Annotated in this window: 20 protein-coding genes; 4 read left to right on the top strand and 16 right to left on the bottom strand. The window is 67.0% G+C overall.

Features of this window, described 5'->3' with window-relative positions:
- Positions 1-12: 12 nt before the first annotated feature.
- A complete protein-coding gene (locus NCW75_01170; GenBank protein ID UYV12911.1) occupies positions 13-654 on the bottom strand; it encodes a GNAT family N-acetyltransferase in 642 nt (213 codons plus the stop codon).
- A gap of 109 nt (positions 655-763) precedes the next feature.
- Positions 764-2602: a glutamine--fructose-6-phosphate transaminase (isomerizing) gene (gene glmS / locus NCW75_01165; GenBank protein UYV12910.1), complete on the bottom strand. Its 1839-nt coding sequence runs from the start codon at positions 2600-2602 to the stop codon at positions 764-766.
- A gap of 215 nt (positions 2603-2817) precedes the next feature.
- Here glmS and NCW75_01160 point away from each other — a divergent pair, with 215 nt between their 5' ends.
- Positions 2818-3636, top strand: coding sequence for a thiazole synthase (locus tag NCW75_01160; protein UYV14211.1), 819 nt, complete (start codon positions 2818-2820; stop codon positions 3634-3636).
- On the opposite strand, the gene NCW75_01155 is transcribed toward NCW75_01160, so the two are convergent.
- The 4 genes from NCW75_01155 to NCW75_01140 all read right to left on the bottom strand — a co-directional run bounded on the left by NCW75_01155 (position 3637) and on the right by NCW75_01140 (position 6277).
- Positions 3637-3840 carry a 4-oxalocrotonate tautomerase family protein gene (locus tag NCW75_01155; GenBank protein ID UYV12909.1) on the bottom strand — a complete coding sequence of 68 codons (204 nt, stop codon included), beginning with the start codon at positions 3838-3840 and terminating at the stop codon, positions 3637-3639.
- A gap of 73 nt (positions 3841-3913) precedes the next feature.
- A complete protein-coding gene (locus NCW75_01150; protein ID UYV12908.1) occupies positions 3914-4240 on the bottom strand; it encodes a hypothetical protein in 327 nt (108 codons plus the stop codon).
- Positions 4233-5666 (bottom strand): serine/threonine-protein phosphatase, encoded by a 1434-nt coding sequence (locus NCW75_01145; GenBank protein ID UYV12907.1) that lies wholly within the window; start codon positions 5664-5666, stop codon positions 4233-4235. Before NCW75_01145 ends, NCW75_01150 begins: the two co-directional genes overlap by 8 nt.
- 17 nt (positions 5667-5683) lie before the next feature.
- Positions 5684-6277, bottom strand: coding sequence for a cob(I)yrinic acid a,c-diamide adenosyltransferase (locus tag NCW75_01140; protein UYV12906.1), 594 nt, complete (start codon positions 6275-6277; stop codon positions 5684-5686).
- A gap of 17 nt (positions 6278-6294) precedes the next feature.
- Here NCW75_01140 and recJ point away from each other — a divergent pair, with 17 nt between their 5' ends.
- On the top strand, positions 6295-8058 hold the full coding sequence (recJ, locus tag NCW75_01135) for a single-stranded-DNA-specific exonuclease RecJ (GenBank protein ID UYV12905.1): 1764 nt from the start codon (positions 6295-6297) through the stop codon (positions 8056-8058).
- A gap of 8 nt (positions 8059-8066) precedes the next feature.
- Here the strand turns inward: recJ and NCW75_01130 are convergent, their stop codons facing one another.
- From NCW75_01130 to NCW75_01100, 7 genes are all read right to left on the bottom strand, one after another.
- The gene (locus tag NCW75_01130) at positions 8067-9341 is read right to left on the bottom strand and encodes a hypothetical protein (protein UYV12904.1); all 1275 of its coding nucleotides are present in this window, start codon (positions 9339-9341) and stop codon (positions 8067-8069) included.
- 148 nt (positions 9342-9489) lie between these two features.
- Positions 9490-12612, bottom strand: coding sequence for a hypothetical protein (locus tag NCW75_01125; GenBank protein ID UYV12903.1), 3123 nt, complete (start codon positions 12610-12612; stop codon positions 9490-9492).
- 199 nt (positions 12613-12811) lie between these two features.
- Complete coding sequence (locus NCW75_01120) at positions 12812-13060, bottom strand: hypothetical protein (GenBank protein UYV12902.1); 249 nt, start codon at positions 13058-13060, stop codon at positions 12812-12814.
- 80 nt (positions 13061-13140) lie between these two features.
- Positions 13141-13665: a prepilin-type N-terminal cleavage/methylation domain-containing protein gene (locus tag NCW75_01115; protein UYV12901.1), complete on the bottom strand. Its 525-nt coding sequence runs from the start codon at positions 13663-13665 to the stop codon at positions 13141-13143.
- A 15-nt stretch (positions 13666-13680) separates the two neighbouring features.
- Positions 13681-14124, bottom strand: a complete 444-nt coding sequence (locus NCW75_01110; protein UYV12900.1) for a type II secretion system GspH family protein — start codon at positions 14122-14124, stop codon at positions 13681-13683.
- A 90-nt stretch (positions 14125-14214) separates the two neighbouring features.
- Positions 14215-14679: a prepilin-type N-terminal cleavage/methylation domain-containing protein gene (locus NCW75_01105; protein UYV12899.1), complete on the bottom strand. Its 465-nt coding sequence runs from the start codon at positions 14677-14679 to the stop codon at positions 14215-14217.
- 336 nt (positions 14680-15015) lie between these two features.
- Complete coding sequence (locus NCW75_01100) at positions 15016-17181, bottom strand: HEAT repeat domain-containing protein (protein UYV14210.1); 2166 nt, start codon at positions 17179-17181, stop codon at positions 15016-15018.
- A 520-nt stretch (positions 17182-17701) separates the two neighbouring features.
- Here NCW75_01100 and NCW75_01095 point away from each other — a divergent pair.
- Positions 17702-18277 (top strand): response regulator, encoded by a 576-nt coding sequence (locus NCW75_01095; protein UYV14209.1) that lies wholly within the window; start codon positions 17702-17704, stop codon positions 18275-18277.
- 126 nt (positions 18278-18403) lie between these two features.
- Here the strand turns inward: NCW75_01095 and NCW75_01090 are convergent, their stop codons facing one another.
- On the bottom strand, positions 18404-19510 hold the full coding sequence (locus NCW75_01090) for a M20/M25/M40 family metallo-hydrolase (protein UYV12898.1): 1107 nt from the start codon (positions 19508-19510) through the stop codon (positions 18404-18406).
- A 97-nt stretch (positions 19511-19607) separates the two neighbouring features.
- Between NCW75_01090 and NCW75_01085 the strand changes: the two genes are divergently transcribed.
- On the top strand, positions 19608-20741 hold the full coding sequence (locus tag NCW75_01085; protein ID UYV12897.1) for a hypothetical protein: 1134 nt from the start codon (positions 19608-19610) through the stop codon (positions 20739-20741).
- Here the strand turns inward: NCW75_01085 and ribD are convergent.
- Together ribD and NCW75_01075 are read right to left on the bottom strand one after the other, a co-directional pair.
- Positions 20702-21850, bottom strand: a complete 1149-nt coding sequence (gene ribD, locus NCW75_01080) for a bifunctional diaminohydroxyphosphoribosylaminopyrimidine deaminase/5-amino-6-(5-phosphoribosylamino)uracil reductase RibD (protein UYV12896.1) — start codon at positions 21848-21850, stop codon at positions 20702-20704. The genes NCW75_01085 and ribD overlap by 40 nt on opposite strands.
- Before the next feature lie 23 nt (positions 21851-21873).
- Positions 21874-22869, bottom strand: a complete 996-nt coding sequence (locus tag NCW75_01075; protein ID UYV12895.1) for a hypothetical protein — start codon at positions 22867-22869, stop codon at positions 21874-21876.
- Positions 22870-22900 lie beyond the last annotated feature (31 nt).

Here is a 22900-nt window from a genome sequence, read left to right as displayed (position 1 = left end):
GAATGGTGGCCGTTATTCGCTGAGCGTAAGGCACCAGAGTTCGTGGGTGCGGTGGTGGCCCCCGGTAATCTTGTGCTCCTGGGTTTCGGGCTGGTGGACGAAACCGATTCCTGAGAGCAGCGCCTGGGCGCGTGTGTTGTCCGGCTGGACGTACGCGCGAACCGAGGCAACACCGAGGCCCTTGGGCAGGTCGTTGAGCGCGTGCTCGGTGACGGCGGCACAAGCCTCGCGAGCGATGCCCTTGCCCCGCGCATCGGGGGTGAGCCAGAATGCGAGCTCGGCGTACCACTCGAGGCCGCGTTCGATGGTGATGAGGTTGCACGCGCCAAGGACGGTCTGCTCACCGTCGTTGCGATCGAAGATGGCCCGGCGGAGGGCACCCCCGGTGCGCAACCCCTTGGCGGTCAGGTCCAGTTGGCGTTTGACGATCTGGCGTGCTTGCTCGCCGGGCAGGTTGACGCCGCTGGCGCCATCGCCCGACGCGATCAGAGCATCGATGGCCGACTCGAACGGGCCGGTATCGGCGGGCGTCGCGGGGCGAATCGAGAGACGAGTGGTGTCTAGGCGGGTGCCGGGGGTGTCGTGGGCGAAGACCTCGACGGGAAGTGAAGGTGCGGCGGCTTCGATCTTGGTGCGATTGGGTGGGGTGGGCATAGCGTTGTCAATAGGCGTGCAATCAGACGCGACAGGCGACTCCTACTCCGATCGGTAGTGTCGGCCCGATTGTGGGTGAACGTGTACAAATGCCCGAATCGAACCGGACTTACTCTACGGTCACGCTCTTGGCCAGGTTGCGCGGCTTGTCGACATCGTGCCCTCGTAGCACCGCGGCGTGATAGGCCATGAGTTGCAGCGGCACGACCGCGACGATCGGGCTGAGGCACTCGGGCACGTCGGGGATGTAGAACACATCCTGGGCGTGGTTGCCGATTTCCCGGTCGCCTTCGGTAGCAACAGCGATGACGTGGCCGCCGCGGCTGCGAACCTCGCTGATGTTGCTCATGACCTTCTCGTACTGGCTTCCCCGGGTGGCGATGAAGACCGCGGGCATGCCCTCGTCGATCAGGGCGATCGGCCCGTGCTTCATCTCGGCGGCGGGCATGCCCTCGGCGTGGATGTAGCTGATCTCCTTGAGCTTGAGCGCACCCTCGAGGGCGGTCGGGTAGTTGTACCCACGGCCAAGGAACAGCCAGTTCTCGCGTTCGATGTATTTCTCGGTGATGGCGCGGATGGAGTCGTTGAGCTCGAGGACCTTCTCGATCTTGTCGGGGATGAGTTCGAGTTCTTTGATGAGTTTGCCGCACTGCTCGGGGCTCATGAAGCGGCGGCGGGCCATGAACAGCGCGATCATCGTGAGCACGGCCACCTGGGCGGTGAACGCCTTGGTGCTGGCCACGCCGATCTCAGGGCCGGCCCGCAGGTACACGCCGGCATCAGTCATGCGAGGGATGCTCGAGCCCACGGCGTTGATCACGCCCAGCGCCAATGCGCCGCGTTCTTTGGCCTCGCTGAGGGCCGCCAGCGTGTCGGCGGTTTCGCCGCTCTGGCTGACGGCGACAACGACGGTGCCCTCTTCGATGATGGGGTTGCGGTAGCGGAATTCGCTGGCGTACTCGCACTCGGCGGGGATCTTGGCGAGGTCCTCCAGGAGATACTCGCCGATCATGGCCGAATGCAGGGCCGTGCCCTGGGCGGCCAGGATAACGCGTCGGCTGCGTACGAGTTGGGGCGCGAACTGGCGAAGGCCGCCCAGCACGACCATGCCGTCGTCGCTGTTGAGGCGACCCCGCATGCAGTTTCGCAGGGCGGCGGGCTGCTCGAAGATCTCCTTCTGCATGAAGTGGGCGTAGCCGCCGAGTTCGATCTGCTCGAGGTCGAGCTCGAGCTGCTCGACCCGGGGCGTCACGGGCACGTTGTGGATCGTGCTGGTCGTGAACTTCTCGCGGGTGATCTTGCAGACGTTGTAATCGTCGAGTGGGAAGGCCTGGTTGGTGTGGGCGACGATGGCCGAGGGATCGGACGCGACGACATACTCGCCGTTGCCCACGCCAACCAGGAGCGCGCTGCCCTTGCGCGCACACACGAGCGTGTCGGGCTCGTTCTCGCACACGACGGCGATGGCGTAGGCGCCGGTGACCTCACGCAGCGCGGCTTGGACCGATTTTTCCAGGTCCATGCAGTGCTCGGGGTCGTAGAGCTCGCCGATGAGCATGGCCAGGACCTCGGTGTCGGTCTCGCTGGTGAAGGTGTGGCCGCGCTCGGTGAGGTAGGTGCGCAGGGCGCTGTAGTTCTCGATGATGCCGTTGTGGACCAGGGCGATGCCGTTCTTGTCGTCACGGTGCGGGTGGGCGTTGGCGTCGGTGACCCCGCCGTGGGTAGCCCAGCGGGTGTGGGCGATGCCCAGGGTGCCCTCGAAGGTGGCGTCGCCCTCGACCATGGCCTCGAGGTTGGCCACGCGGCCGACGGCCCGGGCGACATGCAGGCCGCCGTCGATGACGGCCATGCCCGCCGAGTCGTAGCCGCGGTACTCCAGGCGCTTGAGGCCCTCGATGAGCAGGGGGCGGGCCTGGCGGTGGCCGAGGTAGGCGACTATTCCACACATATACCGAATCTCCTGGTGGCGACCCCCGCATCCGAGCCGGGGCGATCCCAACGGTACACGATCGGCGTTCGGGGGGTTCGGGCTTGGGCTTGCTGAGCAAACGCGAACGCCGAGGACAAGTGATGGGCTATCGGACGAAATGAGGGGCCCTGTGCCCGCACCTACCCTTGGAGATGACCGCGACTAGCCCCGTATCCACCGACGCCTCCAGCCTCATCAACCCCCTGACGATCGCCGGCCGGACGGTGGACAGCCGCCTGTTTGTGGGCACGGGCAAGTACGCGAGCTATGACCTGATGCAGCGGGCCCTGGAGGCCAGCGGCTGCCGCGTGGTGACGGTGGCGGTGCGGCGCGAGCGGCTGGTGAACGAGAAGGGTGAGAGCCTGCTGGACTATGTCGACACCGGGAAGTACACCATCCTGCCCAACACGGCGGGGTGCTTCACGGCCGATGACGCCGTGCGTGTGGCGCGGCTGGGGCGCGAGCTGCTGAGCCAGATCGACAACACGGGGCAGGACTGGGTGAAGCTGGAGGTGCTGGGCGACAAGCGCACGCTGCTGCCCGACCCTGTGGGCACGATCGAGGCGACCAAGACGCTCGTCGACGATGGCTTCAAGGTGCTGGTGTACTCGAGCGACGACCCGATCGTGGCCAAGCGGCTGAAGGATCTGGGCGCGGCCAGCGTGATGCCGGCGGGCAGCCCGATCGGCAGTGGGCGGGGCGTGGTCAACCAGGCCAACATCGTGCTGTGTCTAGAGGCGCTCAAGGAGAACGACCCGGACTATCCCGTGATCGTCGACGCGGGCGTGGGCAGCGCGAGCGACGTGGCGGTCGCGATGGAGCTGGGAGCCGACGGCGTGCTGCTGAACACCGCCATCGCGCACGCGAAGGACCCGGTGGCGATGGCCCACGCGATGCGCATGGCGCTGGAGGCGGGGTACCTGAGCTATCGCAGCGGCCGCATCGAAAAGAAGCTGCACGCGACGGCGAGCAGCCCGTTCGAGGGGGCGATTAGTTATATTCCGGGGGAGTGATCACTCGGAATGTCCAGCCCGGTACACGTCCGTTGGCACGCCCGCGAAGCCCCAGTTCTGCTCGTCGACCTCGTCGATGACGATGTGGGTGGACTCGGGGCGTTTGTCGAGCACGCGGGCCAGAGTATCGGTGATCTCGGCGATGATCTGGGCCTTCTGGTCGCGCGAGGCGGCGGGGGTGATGCGGACGTTGACGTAGGGCATGGGCGGGCTCCTTTGCTGGGTGCTCCTTCGCACCCGGTGGCGAGGGGTTTGGGCGTGCAATGCGGGCTTCGAGCTAGCCGAGCACCGGCAGCATCACCGCCATGGCCGCGGCAACCAGCAGGATGGCACACAGGAAGTACCGTGCGGCGACGCGGCGGCCGTTGCACCCGCCGGCGTGGACCGCCGCGACGTACGCCACGCGGGCAGACACGATGCCCGCGGGCACGCCGATGGCCAGCATGAGCAGGCCGTACGAAGTCAAGAAGAATGCCGAGCCGCCCGCGCGGAAAGCCAGCGCGATGAGTGCGACAGGGGCGCTAATGGCGGAGATGATCCACGGCGCGAGCACGTACACGCGCGTGCAGGCCGGCACCGGAGGCGGGTCGGTGGCCTCAGACATGCTGCCTTCTGCCCTCGGCGGCCTCTTGGGTCGGCGCATCGGTTGCCAGCCGCCGCTGGACCTCGATGACCAGCGTGTCGTCTTCGGGCACGCCGTGGCGGCGGGTGTCGAGCTCGCCGATGATGCGGCGGGGCCAGTCGCCTGGCTCGCAGTTCGCCGCGGCGATCATGGCGGTGAGCCACTGGCGGCCGATGCATTTGCCCTTGTCGTTGCGGGCCTCCATCGCGCCGTCGGTGTAGGCGATGAGCATGTCGCCCGGCATGAAGGTATGGGCCTGCGGGTCGGCGTGGAAGTCCTCGGGCAGGCAAGCACCGAGCACGATGGCGGTCGAGTCGAGCTCTTCGATGGTGCCGTCAACACCGCGCAGGAACATGGGTGGGTGGCCGGCGTTCGCGTAGGTGAGCTCGTTGGTGGTCGGGTCGATGCGCAGGCAGACGGCCGACGCGTAGATGCTGTGCTGGGCGAGGGTGAGATGGACGTAGCGGTTGAGCAACCCCAGCACGTGGCCCGGCTCGGCGTGTGGGTTCTCGGCGAAGATGCGTTCGAGCTCGCCGTGCAAACGATTGACCGTGAGTGCGGCGGCCAAGCCGTGGCCGGTGACGTCGATGAGCACGACGTTGACGGGTACGCGGCCCTCGATGCCCGGGCTCTCGTGGAAGAAGAGGAAGTCGCCGCCGATCTGGCGCATGGGCTGGTAGGTGTAGCGGAAGACCATGTCCCCCACGTCGCGAGGCTCGGGGAAGAGGTCCTCGTGGATGCGGCGGGCGTCGGTCATCTCGCGGCGGACCTCGCCGTAGCGGGCCGAGAGGAACCGCATCTTGAAGCTACGCATGCGGGCGGAGTGCTTGACAGCACAAACGGCGAAGCCGGGCCCGACGAAGAATGGGAAGAAGATCAACCAGAACCAGTTCGCGTTCGGCGGGAGGTTGACCGCCATTAGCACGACGGCGTGGAGGGCGAGCACCACGCCGATGGTGTGGTAGACCTCCTTGGGCGACCAGGGCAAGAACAGGCACGCGAAGAAGAACGCCATGCCGAAGTTGAGCGTTGCCCCCGGGAAGCCCGCGATGGCAAAACTCGTTCCTGGAACTTCCAGGAAGTACTGGGCGAGCCCGATCGTGCCGACGTAGAGCAGGAGTATGCGCGTGAGTTGGAGGATCGCGGGCTTGTCGGGGCGGCTACGCAGCACGCGGCGGAAGAACCAGACATACACGGAGATGTCGACGCCAGCGATGATGAAGGTCCACACGCGTGTGGACAACGGTGCTTTCGAGAACTCGCCCCAGAACATCAGCACGGCGAATAAGCCAATCGCCCAGAACGCGAGATTGAACCCCAGAAACCACAAGAACCGCCGGCGCAGCAGTTGCCCCGTCTCGACGTCGAACTCCTGTGCGAACTCGCTTGTGAAGTTGGCGGTGGCCATGTTGGTGTCTTGGTTCGCTAGTGAGAGTCTCGATTCGCGCCGGGCTTCCACAGCACGTCGCCGGTGGGGTTGGCAATACGACCCAGCACGAACAGCAGGTCGCTCAGCCTGTTGAGGTATCGGATTACGTTGGCATTCGTTTCGTCGGGCTCGGCTTCCAGGGTGGCCGTGGCCAGGCGTTCGGCCCGCCTCACGATGGTCCGGGCCAGATGCAAGCCGGCTGCGGCGGGCGTGCCCCCGGGCAGCACGAAGCTGGTGAGGGGCTCGAGGTCTTCGTTGAAGCGGTCGATGAGGGCCTCCAGGCGATCGATCTGGCTGGGGATGACCCGGAGGCGTTCGCTCTCCTTGCCATCGTCCTTGATCGGCGTGCAGAGGTCGGCCCCGCAATCGAACAGGTCGTGCTGGAGGGACTCGAGGATGGACACGAACCCCGCGGCGGGCTGGCCGGCGTCCTTGCAGGCGATGACGGCCAGGCCCAGGGCGGCGTTGGCCTCGTCGGTGGTGCCATAGGCCTCCACGCGAGGATCGGCCTTGGGCACGCGGGAGCCGTCTCCTAGACCGGTGGTGCCGTCGTCGCCGGTGCGGGTATAGATCTTGTTGAGCTTAACCATCCGGCTAGTCTACGGCCATGCCCCCCACCGCCCCATCCGACGCGGCCACCAACCTTCGTGGCCTGACCAAGCGATGGCGGCTGCCAGAGCCCACTGGGCCTCTGGACGCCTCGCTGCCGCCTCTGGTGGCCCGGGTGCTGGCGGGGCGGCCCCACCTCGACGCGGCGAGCCTGGAGCCCAAGCTGACCGGGCTGCACGACCCCTCGGGCATCCCGGACCTGGACAAGGCCGCCGAGATGCTGCTGGAGGCCGGGCGGGCGGGCGAGGTAATCGCGATCTATGGCGATTACGACGTCGATGGGACGACCGGATCGGCCATCCTGCACCACATCATCCGCGAACTCTGCCCCGATGCGAGGCTGGTACACTTCGTGCCCCACCGCCTTCGGGACGGCTACGGCGTGCATGTCCACGCGATCGAGAAGCTGGCCTCCGACGGAGCCGGGGTCATCGTGACGGTGGACTGCGGGATCACCGCCAACGAGCCGGCCACGCGGGCCCGGGAATTGGGCGTACGGCTGATCGTGACCGACCATCACAACCCCCCCGCCACCGCCGACGAGCTCCCGAAGGCCGACGCCGTGGTACACCCTGGGCGGCCCGACTCGGCCTACCCGTTCGCGGGGCTGTGCGGGGCGGGCGTGGCGTTCAAGCTAGCGTGGCGGATGGCGACAATGGCGGGCGAGGGCGGCCGGGCGGCACCGGGGCCCCGGGCGTTGCTGCTGGACCTGCTGCCGCTGGCTGCGCTGGGAACCGTCGCGGACGTATCGCCGCTGATCGACGAGAACCGGATCATCGTCACGCACGGGCTGGCGTTGATGCGGCGGACGCGGATTCGCGGGCTGGCGACGCTGGCCGGGCGGTGCGTGCGTGAGAATCGGCCGGTGGGCGTGGGCGACCTTGGGTTCCGCCTCGGGCCGCGCATCAACGCGCTGGGACGGGTGGCCGACGCGGGTGAGGCGATCGAGTTGCTGACCACGGGCGACGAGGATCGGATCGCGGCCATTTGCGACACGATGGACGAATTGAACCAGCAGCGGCAGGCGATCGAGAAGCGGATCGTCGAGCAGGCGTGCGAAGAAGTCGTGCGGCTGGGTATGGATCGGGATGAGCACCGGGCCATCGTGCTCGCGCACGAGGATTGGCACCCGGGCGTTATTGGCATCGCGTGCTCGCGGCTGGTCGAGCGGTTCGGGCGGCCGACGATCCTGATGCAGCGCGACGCGGACGTGTGCAAGGGATCCGGGCGCAGCATCTCGGGCTTCAACCTGCACGGCGCTGTACACGCGTGCGCGGATCATGTCGAAGGCTTCGGCGGCCACGACGCGGCGATCGGGTTGCGCGTGTCGTCCGATCGACTCGGGGCTTTTATCGAGGCGATGGTCGCACATGCGAATTCGCGATTGACCGTTGAAGACCTGACACCCGAGGTCCGAATCGACGCCGACGCGGGGCTGCACGAGCTCGACGAGAAGGGCATACTGACGCTGGAAAAGCTCGGACCGTTCGGGCGCGGCAACCCGACCCCCCGGTTGCGGCTGCGGGGCATTCACGTGTCCCAGCCGCCGACGCTCATGGGTTCGAGCAGCGCCCACCTGTCGATGTTCGTGCGCGACGACGCGGGCTCAACGCTCAAGCTCGTCGGCTGGGGCTGGGGCCGCCACGCCGAGAAGATCAAGAACGGAACGACCCTGGACGTGGTGATCACGCCCAGGGTCGAAGAGTACCGCGGTCGCCGTTCGGTGCGCGGCGAGATCGCCGACGTGCGAACGGCTGATTGAGTCGAGGCTTATTGGCCGTCGTCGGGCACGCCGACGAAGGTCTTGGCGTACTGCGCGTCGAGGGCCGCGATCATGCGGGTGACGCTCTCGTTCTCGGGGTCCAGCTTCTGAGCGGCCTCGAAGCTGGAGCGGGCCAGGCCGGGCATATCGGCCTGCTGGGCGATGAGGCCCCGCAGGATGAGCGGCGCGGGATCGCTCTCGCTGCGCTGGATGGCCAGGTCGAGGCTGGCCAGGGCGCCGTCGAGGTCGCCCGTGCCGCGCTGCTGCAGGGCGCGGAGCAGGTAGCCCTCGCTGCGCTGCGGGGCCAGCGCGATGACGCGGCCGGCGGCGCGACGCACGCGGGCCATGTCGCGAAGCTGGTAGCAGACGTGGCCGAGCTGGATCCAGGCGTCCAGGTCCTTCTCGCCGCCGCTGGTTTCCGTGAGGCTCACGAGCACGTCGCGGGCCTCGACGGGGCGATCGACCTCGACCAGGCAGCGGGCACGCATGTGCTGGAGGTCGCGGCGGGTCTCGAACTCTTCCTTGCTTAGCAGCTCGGCGAGGTTGTACTCTGCCTCGGCGAAGCGGCCTGAGGCCAGCTCGGCGCGGGCGAGGTCTTCTTGCACACCGGGATCATCCGGAGCCAGGAACCGGGCCTCGGTGAACCACTCGGTCGCCTGCTCGGCATCGTTGCGCATCATGGCGATGTGGCCCAGGGTCTGGCGCAGGCCGGCGTTGTGCCGGTAGATTTCCAGGCGATCCTTGAGGTAGGTCTCGGCGTCGTCGGTGCGGCCGATGTCAATAAGCATCTCGGCGGCGGCGACGGCGTAGATGGCACGGGCCGTGTCGAGCTCGGCGGCGCGCTGGTAGCGTTCCATCGCACTCTCCTTCTCACCAATGCGTTCGTAGGCAACCCCCAGGAAGTACTGGGTGTCGACGTCTTCGGGATCGAGGATCTCGGCCTTCCCCAAGGAGGCCATGGATTCCTCGAAGTTGCCCAGTTCCATCATGATGCGGCCGCGGAGCACGTGCGAGCGCACGACGCTGTCGTTGAGCGCGATCGAGCGATCGATGTGGTCGAGGGCCTTCTGAGGATCGCCCGAGAGGAAGGCCTGGCGGGCCATGTCCCACTCGGTACCGCTCTTCATGCCGGCCATGCGCTCGGCAGCGTTAATCCGGGCTTCCTTGGCGGTGCGACCACTGCCCGAGCAACCGGTCAGGGCCATGGCTCCCACCACCGCACCGGCCAGCAGCGCAAGCTTGGCGGTCCGCGTCATCGTGTTCATGCGTCGTTCGTTGTGCATCGTCCTGCGTCCTCTCGCCGCCCGCCTTCTCTGGCGGGCCTGGGCTTTTGGACGCGTGGTACTGCACGCGTCCGACTGTCCTTACCTTCGGCCCTTTTGGGGCCACGCTGAACCCGCCCCGCGTGCGCGGGGCGGGTGTGATGGGTTATCAGTCCTTGGTTGGGTTCTCGGAGGTCGTGCCCCCGAAGATCGGGCCCTTAAAGGGCGCGTCCTGCGGAGTCGAGGTCTCGACCGTGGAAGCCTCGGGCGTCGAGGTTGCGGCGGATGCACCCTCGGCATCCGAATCAACCCAACTGGCGGGCTCGGTGTAGCCGTCGCGCGACAGCGTGGGCGACCACTCGAACTCAGAGAAGCTCAAGGAATTCAGCAGGGCCTCACCCAGCGCGTCGTCGATCTGGGCCTCGATCGGGCTCGACTCGTCGAAGTCGGGCGACAAGCCGACGGGCTCGGGCACCTCGAACTCGGTTGTCGATTCGATCGTGGTCTCGACCGACTCGCCGGACTCGGTCTCGGCGGTCGCGATCGAGAGCGGGGCGTCGACGCTGGTGGTCGAACCCGAATCGATCACTTCGAGATCGGTGAGGCTCGCCGGATCATCGGTCGAGGCGATCACCGGGGTGGTCGTCTCGGCGGCCTTGAGAGCGGCTTCATCGGCGGCAGCCTTTTCTGCAGCGGCGAGTGCGGCTTGCTGGGCAGCAACTTCCGCGGCTTCCTGAGCGGCGATGGTCTCGAGCGGCAGCACGCGGATGACCTTGCCCTCTTCGACGTAGCCCAAGCCCTGGCTGGGAAGGACGGCGTCGAGGGTCTCTTCGAGCGACAGGCCGTAGAGCGAAGCGCTCACGGTGCCGGCTACCTCGGGAGAGACGATGATGCTGCGGCGGGCCTGGCTCGACAGGTCGCGGAGCAGGCCGGGTAGCGGCGCGTCCTCGATGTTGATGTCGAAGGTGCGCGCCTCGCTGTCGAAGGCGATGGCGGGAACCTCGGGCTCGATGGTCGTCTCGACCGGCTTTTCGGTCGCATCGGCGGCGGCACCGATCTCGGCCTGAGCGAGGCTGCTGATCCAATCCGAATCCTCGAACGCGGTCTCGCTGGTAGTGCCTTCGGTCTCGGACTCGCGGGCGTCGGCCAGTTCGGTGTCGTCGAACGTGTCCTCGGTCGCTGCGAGAGCCTCGGCCTCGGCTGCGGCGGGGTCAACGGTTTCGATATCCGTCTCGGTGGTGGTGTCGGCCGGATTGGCCTCGGCCAGTTCGGTCGTCTCGATGGTGACAGGCCCGGTCGACTCGGCCATCGGCTCGCCGTCGATCGACTTGAGGATTGTCACGTTGCCGGACTCGACCTGGGTATCGCTGGCGGCGATGGTGGTGTCACCATCGGTCATGAGCGAGGCGCCCGCGTCGCCCATGTCGACCTGGGTCGGCTCGAAGAGGTCGCCGTGCTCGTCGAGGAAGAGGTCCATCTCGGTGTTGAAGGTGCTCTGGAGCACGCTCATAGCCGGCCAATCGCGCGTATTGGAGGTCAGGCGCTCCAGCAGCGAGCGGGCCTGCGGCTGGTTGGGGTTGAGCGAGAGCGAGCGGCGGACGCAGTACAGAGCCTTCTTGGTGTTGCCCTCGCCGGCGTGCTGCTGGGCCTCGACGAGCAGGCGCGAGGCCTGCTTGTCGCGGCTGAAGGGCAGCAGGCCCTCGCGGGTGCCGGCCACGGCGCTGTCGATGAGGTTCTTGGCGCGCTCGGCGTGCTCGGACATGATCTGGTCGTTGATGATCGTGGGCGTGATCATGAAGATGATCTCGGCGCGATCGGTGCTGTCCTCGCGGCCGCGGAACGGCGCGCCGATGAACGGCAGGTCGGCGATCCAGGGGAGCTGGCGGCGGGTGTACTGGGTCCGCTCGCGGAAGAGGCCGCCCAGGACGATGGTCTGCCCGTCGCGGACCATGACGTTGGCGGTCAGCTCGTTGGTGGTCTCATCGGGGATGGTGACCGCCGAACCGCCCGAGTCGGTCGCGTCGCGGATGACGGCTTCCGACACCTGGGGCTTGAGCTCCATGCGGATGAGTCCGTCACGCGAGACGAACGGCCGGAAGTAGAGCTGGGTACCGGTATCGAGGAACTCGACCGTCTGGGTCGTGCCCGTCTGCGTCGTGGTGCTGCTGAGGTAGCCCACACGCTCGCCCACCAGCACGCGGGCGGGCTGGCGGTTGAGGGTCAGCACCTTCGGGCGTGCGATGATCGTGGTGTCGGTCACCTCGTCGAGCACGCGGAGGAAGGCGGCGAAGTCGCCAGCGACGACACCGGCCTTCAGCGAGGCCGGGCCATCGACGCGGCCGATGCTCGTGTTGACGGCGTTCGCGGTGCCGTTGTTGCTGCTGGGCAGGGCGGTGGGCGAGCCGGTAATGTCCTCGCCCTGGCCGTTGATCAGGTTGTTGGCGGCGTTGAGCGGGCCGCCCAGGAAGTCGCCGAAGTTCATGTTGCCGATAATCGAGAAGTCGACGCCGAAGGCGTTGTTCTCGGTGAGTGCGGCCTGGAGGATCGTGGCCTCGACCAGCACCTGGCTGGGCTTGGTGTCGATCTGCACGAGCAGGTCGCGGATGGCGTCCACGTTCTCCTCGAAGTCGACCACGACGATGAACGCCTCGGCGGCCATGTCGTCGGCACCGATGGGCGCGTTATCGGGGATCTGGAACGGCGCCGTCTTGCCCGGTGCCTTGATCTGCCCGTTCTCGCTGAGCAGGGCCTGGGCAAACTCCGCGGCGTCGCTGGAGTTGATGTAATCAAGGGGGATCACGGCCGTGGTGCGCTGGCGGCTGCGCTCGACCAGCTCGGCGATCTCCTCGGCGGTGTAGACGTAGATGAAGTTGCCCTCCTCGACGTAGCCGAAGCCGTTGACGTGGAGGATGGCGTCGAGCGCCTCGTAGAAGGTCACCCCGTAGAGCGTGGCGGTCACGGTCGCGGCCACGTTGCGGCTGGCGACGATGTTCCGCTGGCTCTGGATCGAGAGCATCTGCAGGACGTCGGCCAGCTCTTCGTCGACAACGTGGAGGTCAACGATCAGGTGCTCGTCGACCGAGATCTCGCCCTGCATGGGGAGCTTGGTGTCCTCGGCGCCCTCGGTCGCTTCCGGGACGATGAGGTCGGGCGTCTTCTGGAGCGAGAAGGCATCGCCGGCCTGCGCGAGTGCGGCGGGGCTGCCGGCCAGGGCGCCAAGCGCCGCGGCCGAAGCTGTGGTCAGCGTCACGTTCTTGGTCGACGCGGTCTGCTTGTTGCTGTGAACCGTCATTGAGTGTTCCCTCGATCCGTGGTAAGTCAGTCCATTGCCTGATGGTCACGGCCCCTGCGGCTCGCCCACGGCAACAACCCACCTATTCCTCGACACACAGACAACCGCACTCGCCTACCCATCATCACAAATCGAAACAACCGGCCAACCTGTGCCGGGTGGGCAAGGCGTGCCGGTTGCGAGGGATGTGTGGGTTGGCCTAGCGGCCTGACGGCACGGCGTCGCGATCGCGACGATCGGGCGTGACCACCTGCCGCTCCTGCGGCTTGGGCTCGGCGTAGGCCTGACGCGGCACGTCGGTCACGAGCCGCAGACGGAGCCAGATGAGCGCGGTGAAGAGGAGAACCGCCAGCGCGATGCCAAAGCCCGAGCGTCCGAAAAACGCGAGCCACTCGTGACGGGCAGGGGCGGCCGTGCGATCGTCTGAGCTTTGGGTGGTTGTCGCCATGGCAGGATGCCTCCGACAAGTATGTCGGTCGGCACGCGGTGGCGATTGAGTGGAACTACGGCCTTCCGACCGGCGGCCGGCTACTCGCGCTCGACCAGGACGCGGCCGGTGTAGGCTTCGACGGTGATGCGGAAGGTCTGGCCGATGGCGTCGCGGATGCGGATCACGCCGCCAGAACTGGGCCGATCGCCCGTCGCGGTCTCGACGGGACCGCCGAGCTCGTCGAAGATCAGGATGTTATCGCCATCGAAATCGACCTCGATGATCGCGGCGCCGGCGGTCCGGTCTTCATCGAAGGTCACGTCGTACCGCGCCCCATCGCGGGTGATATCGAAGAGCGCATCGACGTCCGGATCGATCACCGAACCGCGGACCTCGCACAGCACGTACCGGCCCTCGCTCTCGAAGAAGACGATCGCACGGCGGGTCTGGTACGCCACGGCGTCGCTCTGGGCGAAGGTGATGTCGGCCACCATTTCGCGGACCGCGGCCTGGATGCGTAGGTTGCCCGCCGAACTCATCGACGGGACCACCATCGCGGCGGCCGTCCCGAGAATGGCAACGACCACCAGCACTTCGAGCAAGGTGTACGCGCGAGCGCGCATGGGTGGTCCTTTCGGTTACGGGAGCTTGGGCAGCGGGAAGTCCTGGTCGTCGAAGCCGCCGGCCCAGATGCGGCCCGTGTTGGCGTCGTAGATCCAGGCATGATCGGTCTGGAAAGCCGCGTCGGGCGTGTCGCTGTAGGAGATCACGCGACGGTTCTCGCCGCCGACGTACGCGTTCACGGGCGGATGCATGAGGTAGTTGCTCGTATCACCCACGATCTCGCCCCAGGTGCCATCACCCTCTTCGATGGTTGGGAAGGCGTCCTCACGCGAGCGATAGACCACCACGTGGCGGCGGATCTTGCCCAGGTCGTACAGCGTCGCGTTGACCTGTGACTCGGACTGGGCCCCCACCATCTGTGGCACGACAATCGCCGCGAGAAGCGAGAGGATCACCACCACGATGAGGATCTCGACCAGCGTAAACGCGGCCCGGATACGACCCTTGACCTGAGCCATGCTCGAATACCTCCGTCGAATCCCTTGCACCGCAAAGCCCGACCCGGGCGGTAGCCCGGGGCGGACGAAAATCATGCAAACCGGGGAGGTTTACGGCTCGATCCACTCGCCGGCGCCCTCGTCGAATCCGTTCATCCAGATTCGACCGGTGGCCTCGTCGTAGATCCAGCCATCGTCACCAGCGGCGACGGCGGCGGCAGGAGCTGCCACGCCAGCGGCCAGGGTGGCGGTGCCGGTGCGGGGGTTCTGCGGGGGAGTACGCAGGTAGTCCGCGTTCACGATGCTCAGCCAGCCACCAGCGGGCTCGGTGAGCGGGTCGGCGGCATCACCAGTAAAGATATTGGCGATCGTGGGGGCCGTGCCGTTGTTGCGAACGCGGAACAGCTCGATCTGGTTGCGAACCGTCTGGAGCTGGCTCTCCGCGCTGCTCACCTGGGCCTCTTCACTGGCACTGGTGAACTGGGGAATGACGATCGCGGCCAGAATGCCGAGGATCACCACGACGATCAGAATTTCAACAAGCGTAAACGCCTTACGAACCTGTGCGCGCATCATTGCGTGCCCTCCATGGGTACCCGTCGACCGAGCTCTCGCCGAACCTCTCGGCATCGCGTCGTCACGCTCGCACGGGCGACCTTCTGTCAAACAAACCCCGCGGCGGACACCATGCCCGCCACGGCCGCTATCAGCATCGGATTCGCTGCCGCTGCAGTCCGGCTCTTGAACATCGTCGAGCGCGAAACGGTGTGGGTTGTGACGGCTGGCGGTGCTGCGAGGGGCGTTGGAAGGGTTTTCGGTGTTATTGAACGTGGCGGATGTCGAAAATCGCGCACGAAAAAACCCGGGCTTGCACCCGGGCCTCGTTCGGATCTCGATTGTTCTCGGAAGTTCTTAGCCGCGGTCGTCGAGGATCAGGCCGGCCAGGTCCTCGCTGGGCACGCCGAGCGAGCCGAGCAGGCCCGCGGCGGCGATGGCCTCGGCGTCGTTGCCGTCACGCGCGATCTGCAGCAGTCGCTGGATCTGACGCTCGAGGAGCTGATTCCCGTTGCGGCGGGCCGAGTTGGTCGTGTGGCCGAGCAGGGCAACACGCTGGGCGCCCTGGGCCTGGATGGCGCGATCGAAGATGGCCTGCTGGGCGTTCGCCTGGCCGATCCAGGAGAGCAACTCGGCCAGGCGGAGCTCCATGAGCCCGTCGTCCTGCTCGAGGGCCTGGACCAACTGGCTGGTCGCGTCCGACGCGATGATGACCTCGTTCTCGGAGATCGCCAGTTCGAGCAGCGCGTCGATCGCCTCGGCGGCGTAGATCGTCGCTTCCTCCTCGGATATCGGGCCACCGAGCGAACGCTCGGACAGGTCTTCGATGGTCGCACGCATCTGCTCGCTACGGATGCCGGCCGTCCGAACGGCGATGGCACGATCGGAGCCGTACCGACGATCGAGTTCGATCTCGGCGGCACCATCGGAGAGCATGAGCAGCGGGGCGGCCATCAGGCGGTTGGTCGCGCGCATCTGGGCGACCAGGCCCACCGATTGGTCGAGCGGTAGGCTGGCAACAACGAGATCGACACTGGAAGCCGATTCGTACTCCTGTTGGAGGGCGCCGAGCGACTCGCCGGCCGGGCTCACGCGGTAGCCCATGCCCTCGAGCATGCGTTGCAGGCCGCGGCCCACTTCTGGATCGCTGGCGACGACCAACGCGTAGCGATCGGTCGCACCACGGATGGACGAGGCGAGGATCGGAGCGACCAAGTCGCTGCGGTCGAATTGCGAGCGGGGCTGCGCGTTGGCGAAGGCCAGGGCGGCCTCGTACTGCACGCGGCGGTTGGGGTAGGTCAGCGACGCGACGAGCGGCTGGGGCGTGCCGGCGGCGCCAACCCACAGGTCTTGGCCGCCGGCGGTCCGGCCGATGGCCTCGATGGCCTTGCGCGCGAGCTGGGTGTTGCTCGTCGCCAGAGCCCGGGACAGGACGTTCTGGGCGATCGTCGAGCCCGAAGCAACAGCATAATACATCGGCTCACGTAGGCCCAGGTCGAGGTTGGCGTCCTCGGGGCGCTCGATATCCAGACGCAGGTACGACGCGACCCAGAGGGCGGCCGCCGACGCGTTGGGCGTGCGCACCAGGCGGAGCGAATCCTCGCTCAGACGCATGGCCATCATCTCGTGGTACACCGGCGTTGGGATCGAGCTGAACAGCAAGCCGCCGGCGGTCGCCTCGTAACGCCACATGGGCTGGCTCGCCTCACCCGGGAAGCTGGTGACGCTGGCGTCCTCGGCGGAGTAGTTCTCGGCGATCTGCACGTAGAGCTCGTTCGCGGGGGCGCCCTGGGCGTCGATGACGCTGTCGAGCGCACGCTCGGCCGCCTCGCGGACGGGGCCGTTGCTGGTCGTCTGCGCGATCTCGGCCAGGAAGGGGGCGGCCGTGTCATAACCGATCTGGCCGAGCAAGTCGGCGATGGCGCGCTGGGTCTGCGGCGCGGTGTCACGCATTGCCACACTCAGGGGCATCACCGCCTGCTGTCCCAGTTGCACCAGCACGGCGCGGACTTCGCGGACCAGAGCCGGATCGGCACCCGCATCGATCACACGCAGGAGCTGAGGCACGGCGTACTCGCCGGCGGCCACCAGTCGCTCCTTGGCGATCAGCCGGCCGCGCAAAGGGCCGGTCAGCATGGCGATGTTCTCGGCGATCTCCTGGGGATCGCGGGCGCGCTGGAGGCGGCCTTCGCTGTACAGCTTGCGGAGCGCGGCGGCCTGCGACTCGGCCAGGCCGGCGCGGATGGCTTCGCTCACCGCACGATCGAAGCGATCGCCCAGACCGGCACCCTCGACGAGATCAACGAACTCGCGAGGGTCGATGCCACGCCCGAGAAGCTGGGCGGCGTAATCGGCCGCGACATCGTCGCGGTCAATAAAGACAAAGTGAATGAACTCGTCGAGGAGTTGGCGATCGGTCAAGCGATCGGGGCCCTCCTGGGCGAGGGCCGGGGCGGCCAGGTGCGTGGATAGGGCCAGTGCCAGGCAGCCGGCGAAGGTTGGCAGGGTCGATCGCGAGAACATGGGCACGAGCTGCACTCCTCTACTTCATTCAGTTCGGTGAGGCCAGAGTCAGTTTCTTGAGGCCTGAAGCGGGTCCACGCCGATCCCGATCGGGCCGGAACGGGCCCTGCCGGGGGTCGTGAGGATAGACCAGCGCCGCCCCGATGGCTGGCTCGGGAAAAACGGACGTGGCCTCGGTGGGTGACGGTACGGGTCTCCCGCCGGATGGATGCAGCCCGATCGCCCTCCTCGGGGGGTGTTCGCGATCGGATCTGGGTGGCTCTCAGGCTCTGCTTCGCTGTCGATGGCCGGCTGGACGTCCATTGCGCTTGCTGGGGTTATGCTGAGCCGATAGCTCGGGCGGATCGTCCCAAAAGCGGCTTTCCCACGCGGGAATGTCCGCCTAACCCACAGAAACAGCAGAGTTTACGGCGTATCCATCGCCTCCCGCGTTAAGCGATCTACCGGCGCAGCCGATTCCATTGGCGTCCGCAGCAGGACGCCGCGCTCGGGGCGCTGGCGAGGGATGTGAGGTGTGCCCATGCCGTTCGAAAAGGACGTGCTGACGACCGGTGAAGTAGCGGAGATCTGCAAGGTCGCCCCGCGAACGGTGAGCAAATGGTTCGATTCCGGGGAGCTCGAGGGTTATCGGATTCCGGGGTCGAAAGACCGCCGGATCCCCCTGCCGGCCCTGGTCAAGTTCATGAAGAAGCATCGGATGCCCCTGGACGGGCTGAAGACCACCGGCACGCGGGTGCTGCTGGTCGACAGCGACTCGGCCGTCGTCGAGGGGCTGGGCAGCATCATCGCCGAACAGACCGACTACGAGGTCTCGACGGCGGCGACGAGCTTCCAGGCCGGCATGCTCTGCGAGAAATTGCGCCCGCACGTGCTGCTGATCGACATGCACCTGGGCGAGAACGAGGCGATGCAGGTCGTGCAGATGGTGCGATCCAACGACCACCTGGCGATGACCCGCATCGTGGCGCTCAGCAACCGGCTGACCGATGGCCAGGCCCAGGGCCTCAAGAGCCAGGGCTTCGACGCCTTCCTCCGCAAGCCCTTCCCGGCACGCGAGGCGCTCCGGATCATCGAGGCGATGACGACGATGGTTTGAGCCGGACTCACACGCGGAACAGAACTCAACGAGCCCACGTCGACGGACGTGGGCTCGTTTCGTTTCTTTCGATGTGTACGAAACGAAGAGGTCCGCGAGCTTACGCTCGCGGCTCGGAAGGACGTGCTAGAGCGTGCTGAGCGTCGCCGCCACGATGTCACGCGCGGCGGCGAGGTCTCGGCGATCGATCATCTCGGTGACGGTGTGGATGTACCGCGTGCCGCAGACGATGCCGACGGCCTTGGCACCGGCCGCCATCTGCTGGGCGGCGGCGCCGTCCTGGCCGCCCCGCGCCAGGATGGTGCGCTGGTAGGCGATGCGCTTCTTCTTGGCGATCGCCTCGACCTGGTCGACCAGGTCGTAGTTGGCGATGAAGCTGCCGTCCTGGATGTGCAGCCCGAAGCCCTTGCCGTGCTGGTTCACGGCTTCGGCGTCGGGCACGCCCGGGGTGTCGCAGGCCAGGGAAACGTCGATGCCCAGGCCGATGTCGGGCTTGACGGCGTAGGCCGCGGTCTTGGCGCCGCGCAGGCCGACCTCTTCCTGGGTTGTGAAGGCGACGACGACCTCGCACTTGTGGCCGTTGCCGCTCTTGTGGAGCTTGCGGATGCTCTCGATGCCCAGCCAGCAGGCGAAGCGATTGTCGAGGGCCTTGCTGACGACCTTGGTGCCGATCTCGATGAGCGGCTCGTCCATGACGACGTAGTCGCCGATGCGGACCTTCTCCTTCACCTCGTCGGCGGGCATGCCGGTGTCGACGAAGAACTCCTTGACTTCGGGGACCTTGTTGCGCTCTTCGGGGCCCGAGATGTGGACGGGCCGGCCGCCGGGGTTCATAACAGCTTTCAGGTCTCCGCCGCTGGTGCAAACCAGCACGCGGCGGCTGAAGAGGTTGCGCGTGTCGAAGCCGCCGGCTGGGTTGACACGAATAAAGCCCTTGTCGTCGATGTGGCTGACGTAGAAGCCGATCTCGTCCATGTGGCTGAGGATCATGACGCGTGTGGCGTCGGCCTTCTTGCTCGAGCTGGCCTTCTTCTTGGTGGACTTCTTCGAGGACGAGCCCTTGGCCCTGGGATATCGCGTGCAGATGAGCGATCCCATGGCGTCGGTGTGCGTCTCGTCGAAGAGGCCGTCGACCTCTTCCTCGATCAGGGCGCGGACGCGCTCCTCGCGGCCCGGCACGCCGGGGGTCTCGCACAGTCGCTTGAGCAGGTCGATGTTCAGGTCGTCTTTCACGGGGTCGCTCCTTCTCGATGCGTTCCGACCGGGGGTTTCCGGCCATGGGTAGGCTCCCAGTCTACGGCCCAATCGCTCAAGGGGCTTAGCATGGGGCATGGCTACCCAGAGTCCCATGCTGGACCTCTACCGAGAGACCGAAACCGCCCTGCACCCCTATGGCGACCCGGCCCGCGGGCTGCTGGTGCCGATGGTGCACGAGCACGTCGAGCTTGAGTATGCCGCCATCCGCAAGGGGTGCGCGCTGGTCGACCTGCCCCAGCGGGGCACGATCGAGGTCGCCGGGGCCGATCGGCTGGCGTTCCTGAATAATCTCATCACGCAAGAACTGAAGGACCTGGAACCCATGTGGAGCGTGCGGAGCTTCTGGCTGAATCGCAAGGGTCGCATCGATGCCGACCTGCGGCTGTGCGATACGGGTAACGCGACCATCATGGCCGCCGACGCGCTGGTTGCAAGCACGACCGCCGAAGCGTTGGCCGAGTTCGTGTTCACCGAAGATGTCACGCTCACCGACGCGACCGAGTCGATGCATCGGCTCGCACTGCACGGGCCGCTGGCGGCACCATCGCTGATGGCGGTGGCCGATACGGACGAGCACGTGGGCCTCGAACCGGGCCAGGCGATGACCGCGATGGTGCGCGGCGCGAGCGTGCTGGTGGAACGCGAGGACAGCGCGGGCGAGATGGGGCTGATGTTGACCATGCCGACCGAGGCTGCGCGATCGGTCTATAACGCGCTGGCAAGCGTGGAGGGTGTGCGCCAGTGCGGCTGGATGGCGTACAACATCGCGCGCATCGAAGCGGGCTGGCCCTTGTTCCAGATCGACTTCACTAGCGAGAATTTGCCCGGCGAGACGGGCGTGCTGCACGACCGCGTGTCGTTCACCAAGGGCTGCTATCTGGGGCAGGAGGTCGTGGCGCGGATGCAGAGCCTGGGCAAGCCCAAGCAGATGATGGTGGGGTTGCGAGTGGGCCCAGCTCAGGAAGGGCGGCTGCCCGGCGAGCGAGCCTCGATCTACGCCGACGAGGAGTCTGAAATGGTGATTGGCACGGTGACCAGCTCCACCATCGCACCGATGCTCAGCGCATCGCCCATCGCACTCGCCCAGGTGCGCACGGCGCACGCCGATGCCGGGACGAGGTTGTATGTCGAGGCCGAGGGTGATCGCGTGGCGTTCGAGGTCCAGCCTCAGCTCGCGTTCTGGTCGGCCACGCCCGCCCGGCAGTAGGTCAATTCGACGTCTTCGCCAACGCGTCGCACACGACCGAGCCGCAGCGTGACGCCCGCAGAGAGCGCGGCGGCCACCCGCCCCACCGCCACCGAGCGGGCTAATTCGTCGCCCAGCAGCAGCGGCGCGATGTAGGCGATCGCCGTGTCGACTACGTCGGCCTCGAACATCGAGCCGAGCAGGCCCGCGCCGCCCTCGACCATCACGGTGCAGATGCCGGCTTCCTTGTGCAACAACTTGAGCGTCTCGCGCAGGTTGAGCCCGCCCGAGCCGGCCGGGCAGCCCAGGATGCGGCAACCCGCCTTGGCGAGTTCGGCCCGCTTTGTCTCGCTTATAGCGGCGGTCGCGAGTTTCGATTCGCAGCAGATGATCGTGGGCGTTTCCCTGGCCGACTGCACGAGCTGGCGATCGAGGGGGATGTCCAGGTCGGCGTCGAGAACCACTCTGGCTGGGCGCATGCGCGGGTTGCCATGGCGCACGGTGAGGGCGGGGTCGTCGGCCATCACCGTGCCCATGCCGGTCAGGATCGCATCGACACGGCCGCGCAGGGCGTGGACGCGGCGGCGCGAGGTGGCGTTGGAGATCCACTGGCTGTCGCCCGCGCGGGTGGCAATGCGTCCGTCGAGGGTCTGGGCCCACTTGGCGATGACCCAGGGGCGGCCTTGCTCGATGCGCTGGCGGAACGGCGCGCTCACCGCGATCGCCAGCGGGCTCGCGTCGCTCTGCCGCACACGAACACCAGCGTTGGCGAGAATGGCCGCGCCGCCCCTGGCCAGGTTATTGGGATCGGCCGCAGCGTACACGACCTCGCCGATGCTGGCTTCGACGAGCGCGTCGGTGCATGGCGGCTGCTTGCCCGTGTGCGCGCAGGGTTCGAGTGTGACAAACGCGGTTGCGCCCCGCACATCGTGGCCGTTGGCGCGAGCGAAGTCGAGTGCCCGTGTCTCGGCGTGCCGACCGCCGTACCGGCGGTGCGCTCCGACACCCAATACACGATCCCCACGCGCTATGACACAGCCCACCAGGGCCCCATCGCCAATGTTCCCAATACCCAGCATTGCCAAGCGTGCGGCACGGTCGAGCATCGTCTTGTCGTGGGGGTCGGGCACGGGGCGATGATAGAGAGTTGGTATCAGGCCAGCCGGATGAGCGACCGGAGTTCCTGGTCGCTCAGCGCCCCGTCCATATCGGCCAGCCAACGCCGCGCGTCGGTGGTGTAGCCGGCGGTGGGCTTGACGCCTGCCCGGCGTTGGCTCCAAAATGCGTTGAACCGTTCCATGCTCAGCTCACGCACCAGCTTGGCCTGCATCGATGCGAGGGCGACCGGGAAGTGCCCGTCCTCGGCCTTGGCCTGCACGCGGATGCGGGCGTTGGGCAGATCGGCGAACTCGTACGTGCTTGCCTCGGCGGCCTCGGCGAGCGTGCGCAAGGGCCGGCCAAAGACATGGCTCAGCGCCGCCTCGTACCGCGTCCGGCCGCCCTGGCGGTCGATGACGATGCGGGTGTGGACCTCGCTTGCCCCACGACCATTTTCGTCGATGGCGTTCTCGATCAACTTGATGATGTGCGGCGCGTGCTCGGCGATGGCGGACAGGGTCGTGTTGGCCTTCGAGCGGCCACCGGCGACCATCGCGTTAAAGCGCGCCTCGTCGGTGCGCGCGACGCGGAGCAGGTCGACCCCCACGCCCGCGTGCTTGAGCGTAACACACAGGGCATTGGCGGCGATGGCCGCTTCGGCCGCGTCGGCGTGGGCTGGGCATGGCGTTGGCTCGCCGGCGTACCAATCGAGCGAGCCGGGCGTGACCGCGAGAGCCTCGAACAGGTCCCGGTCGCTGCGGGGCATGGCACCGGTCATCGCCTGCACGAACCCCAGCACGCTCCGCTCGGCCTCGGCCAGCCTGCCCGCGCCATGGGCCATCGGCTTGCACAGCTTCTTGCTGTCGGCGACGGCGAGGCGGGCCTTCGAATCTCGTGGAGATTTGCAGACCGCGGCCTTGAGGTGGGACCAGAGATCGGGCACGCCGTCGTCGGGCTTCCATCGCTCCAGACGCATCGCGGCCACGCCCACGCACAGCGGGCCCAGCATGGGGCCGTAGCCCGCTTCGTCGATGCCGATGTAGAGGAGCACAGGCGATTGTTGGCGTTGGCCCCAAGACACG

The organism is Phycisphaera sp. (assembly GCA_025916675.1).
GTDB lineage: Bacteria > Planctomycetota > Phycisphaerae > Phycisphaerales > UBA1924 > JAHCJI01.
This window is presented reverse-complemented; position numbering and strand designations above follow the sequence as displayed.

What these genes read in the sequence shown, in the direction of transcription:
- NCW75_01170 (UYV12911.1), bottom strand. Translation starts at nt 654, where the DNA reads ATGCCCACCCCACCCAATCGCACCAAGATCGAAGCCGCCGCACCTTCA.
- glmS (UYV12910.1), bottom strand. Translation starts at nt 2,602, where the DNA reads ATGTGTGGAATAGTCGCCTACCTCGGCCACCGCCAGGCCCGCCCCCTG.
- NCW75_01155 (UYV12909.1), bottom strand. Translation starts at nt 3,840, where the DNA reads ATGCCCTACGTCAACGTCCGCATCACCCCCGCCGCCTCGCGCGACCAG.
- NCW75_01150 (UYV12908.1), bottom strand. Translation starts at nt 4,240, where the DNA reads ATGTCTGAGGCCACCGACCCGCCTCCGGTGCCGGCCTGCACGCGCGTG.
- NCW75_01145 (UYV12907.1), bottom strand. Translation starts at nt 5,666, where the DNA reads ATGGCCACCGCCAACTTCACAAGCGAGTTCGCACAGGAGTTCGACGTC.
- NCW75_01140 (UYV12906.1), bottom strand. Translation starts at nt 6,277, where the DNA reads ATGGTTAAGCTCAACAAGATCTATACCCGCACCGGCGACGACGGCACC.
- recJ (UYV12905.1), top strand. Translation starts at nt 6,295, where the DNA reads ATGCCCCCCACCGCCCCATCCGACGCGGCCACCAACCTTCGTGGCCTG.
- NCW75_01130 (UYV12904.1), bottom strand. Translation starts at nt 9,341, where the DNA reads ATGCACAACGAACGACGCATGAACACGATGACGCGGACCGCCAAGCTT.
- NCW75_01125 (UYV12903.1), bottom strand. Translation starts at nt 12,612, where the DNA reads ATGACGGTTCACAGCAACAAGCAGACCGCGTCGACCAAGAACGTGACG.
- NCW75_01120 (UYV12902.1), bottom strand. Translation starts at nt 13,060, where the DNA reads ATGGCGACAACCACCCAAAGCTCAGACGATCGCACGGCCGCCCCTGCC.
- NCW75_01115 (UYV12901.1), bottom strand. Translation starts at nt 13,665, where the DNA reads ATGCGCGCTCGCGCGTACACCTTGCTCGAAGTGCTGGTGGTCGTTGCC.
- NCW75_01110 (UYV12900.1), bottom strand. Translation starts at nt 14,124, where the DNA reads ATGGCTCAGGTCAAGGGTCGTATCCGGGCCGCGTTTACGCTGGTCGAG.
- NCW75_01105 (UYV12899.1), bottom strand. Translation starts at nt 14,679, where the DNA reads ATGATGCGCGCACAGGTTCGTAAGGCGTTTACGCTTGTTGAAATTCTG.
- NCW75_01100 (UYV14210.1), bottom strand. Translation starts at nt 17,181, where the DNA reads ATGTTCTCGCGATCGACCCTGCCAACCTTCGCCGGCTGCCTGGCACTG.
- NCW75_01095 (UYV14209.1), top strand. Translation starts at nt 17,702, where the DNA reads ATGCCGTTCGAAAAGGACGTGCTGACGACCGGTGAAGTAGCGGAGATC.
- NCW75_01085 (UYV12897.1), top strand. Translation starts at nt 19,608, where the DNA reads ATGGCTACCCAGAGTCCCATGCTGGACCTCTACCGAGAGACCGAAACC.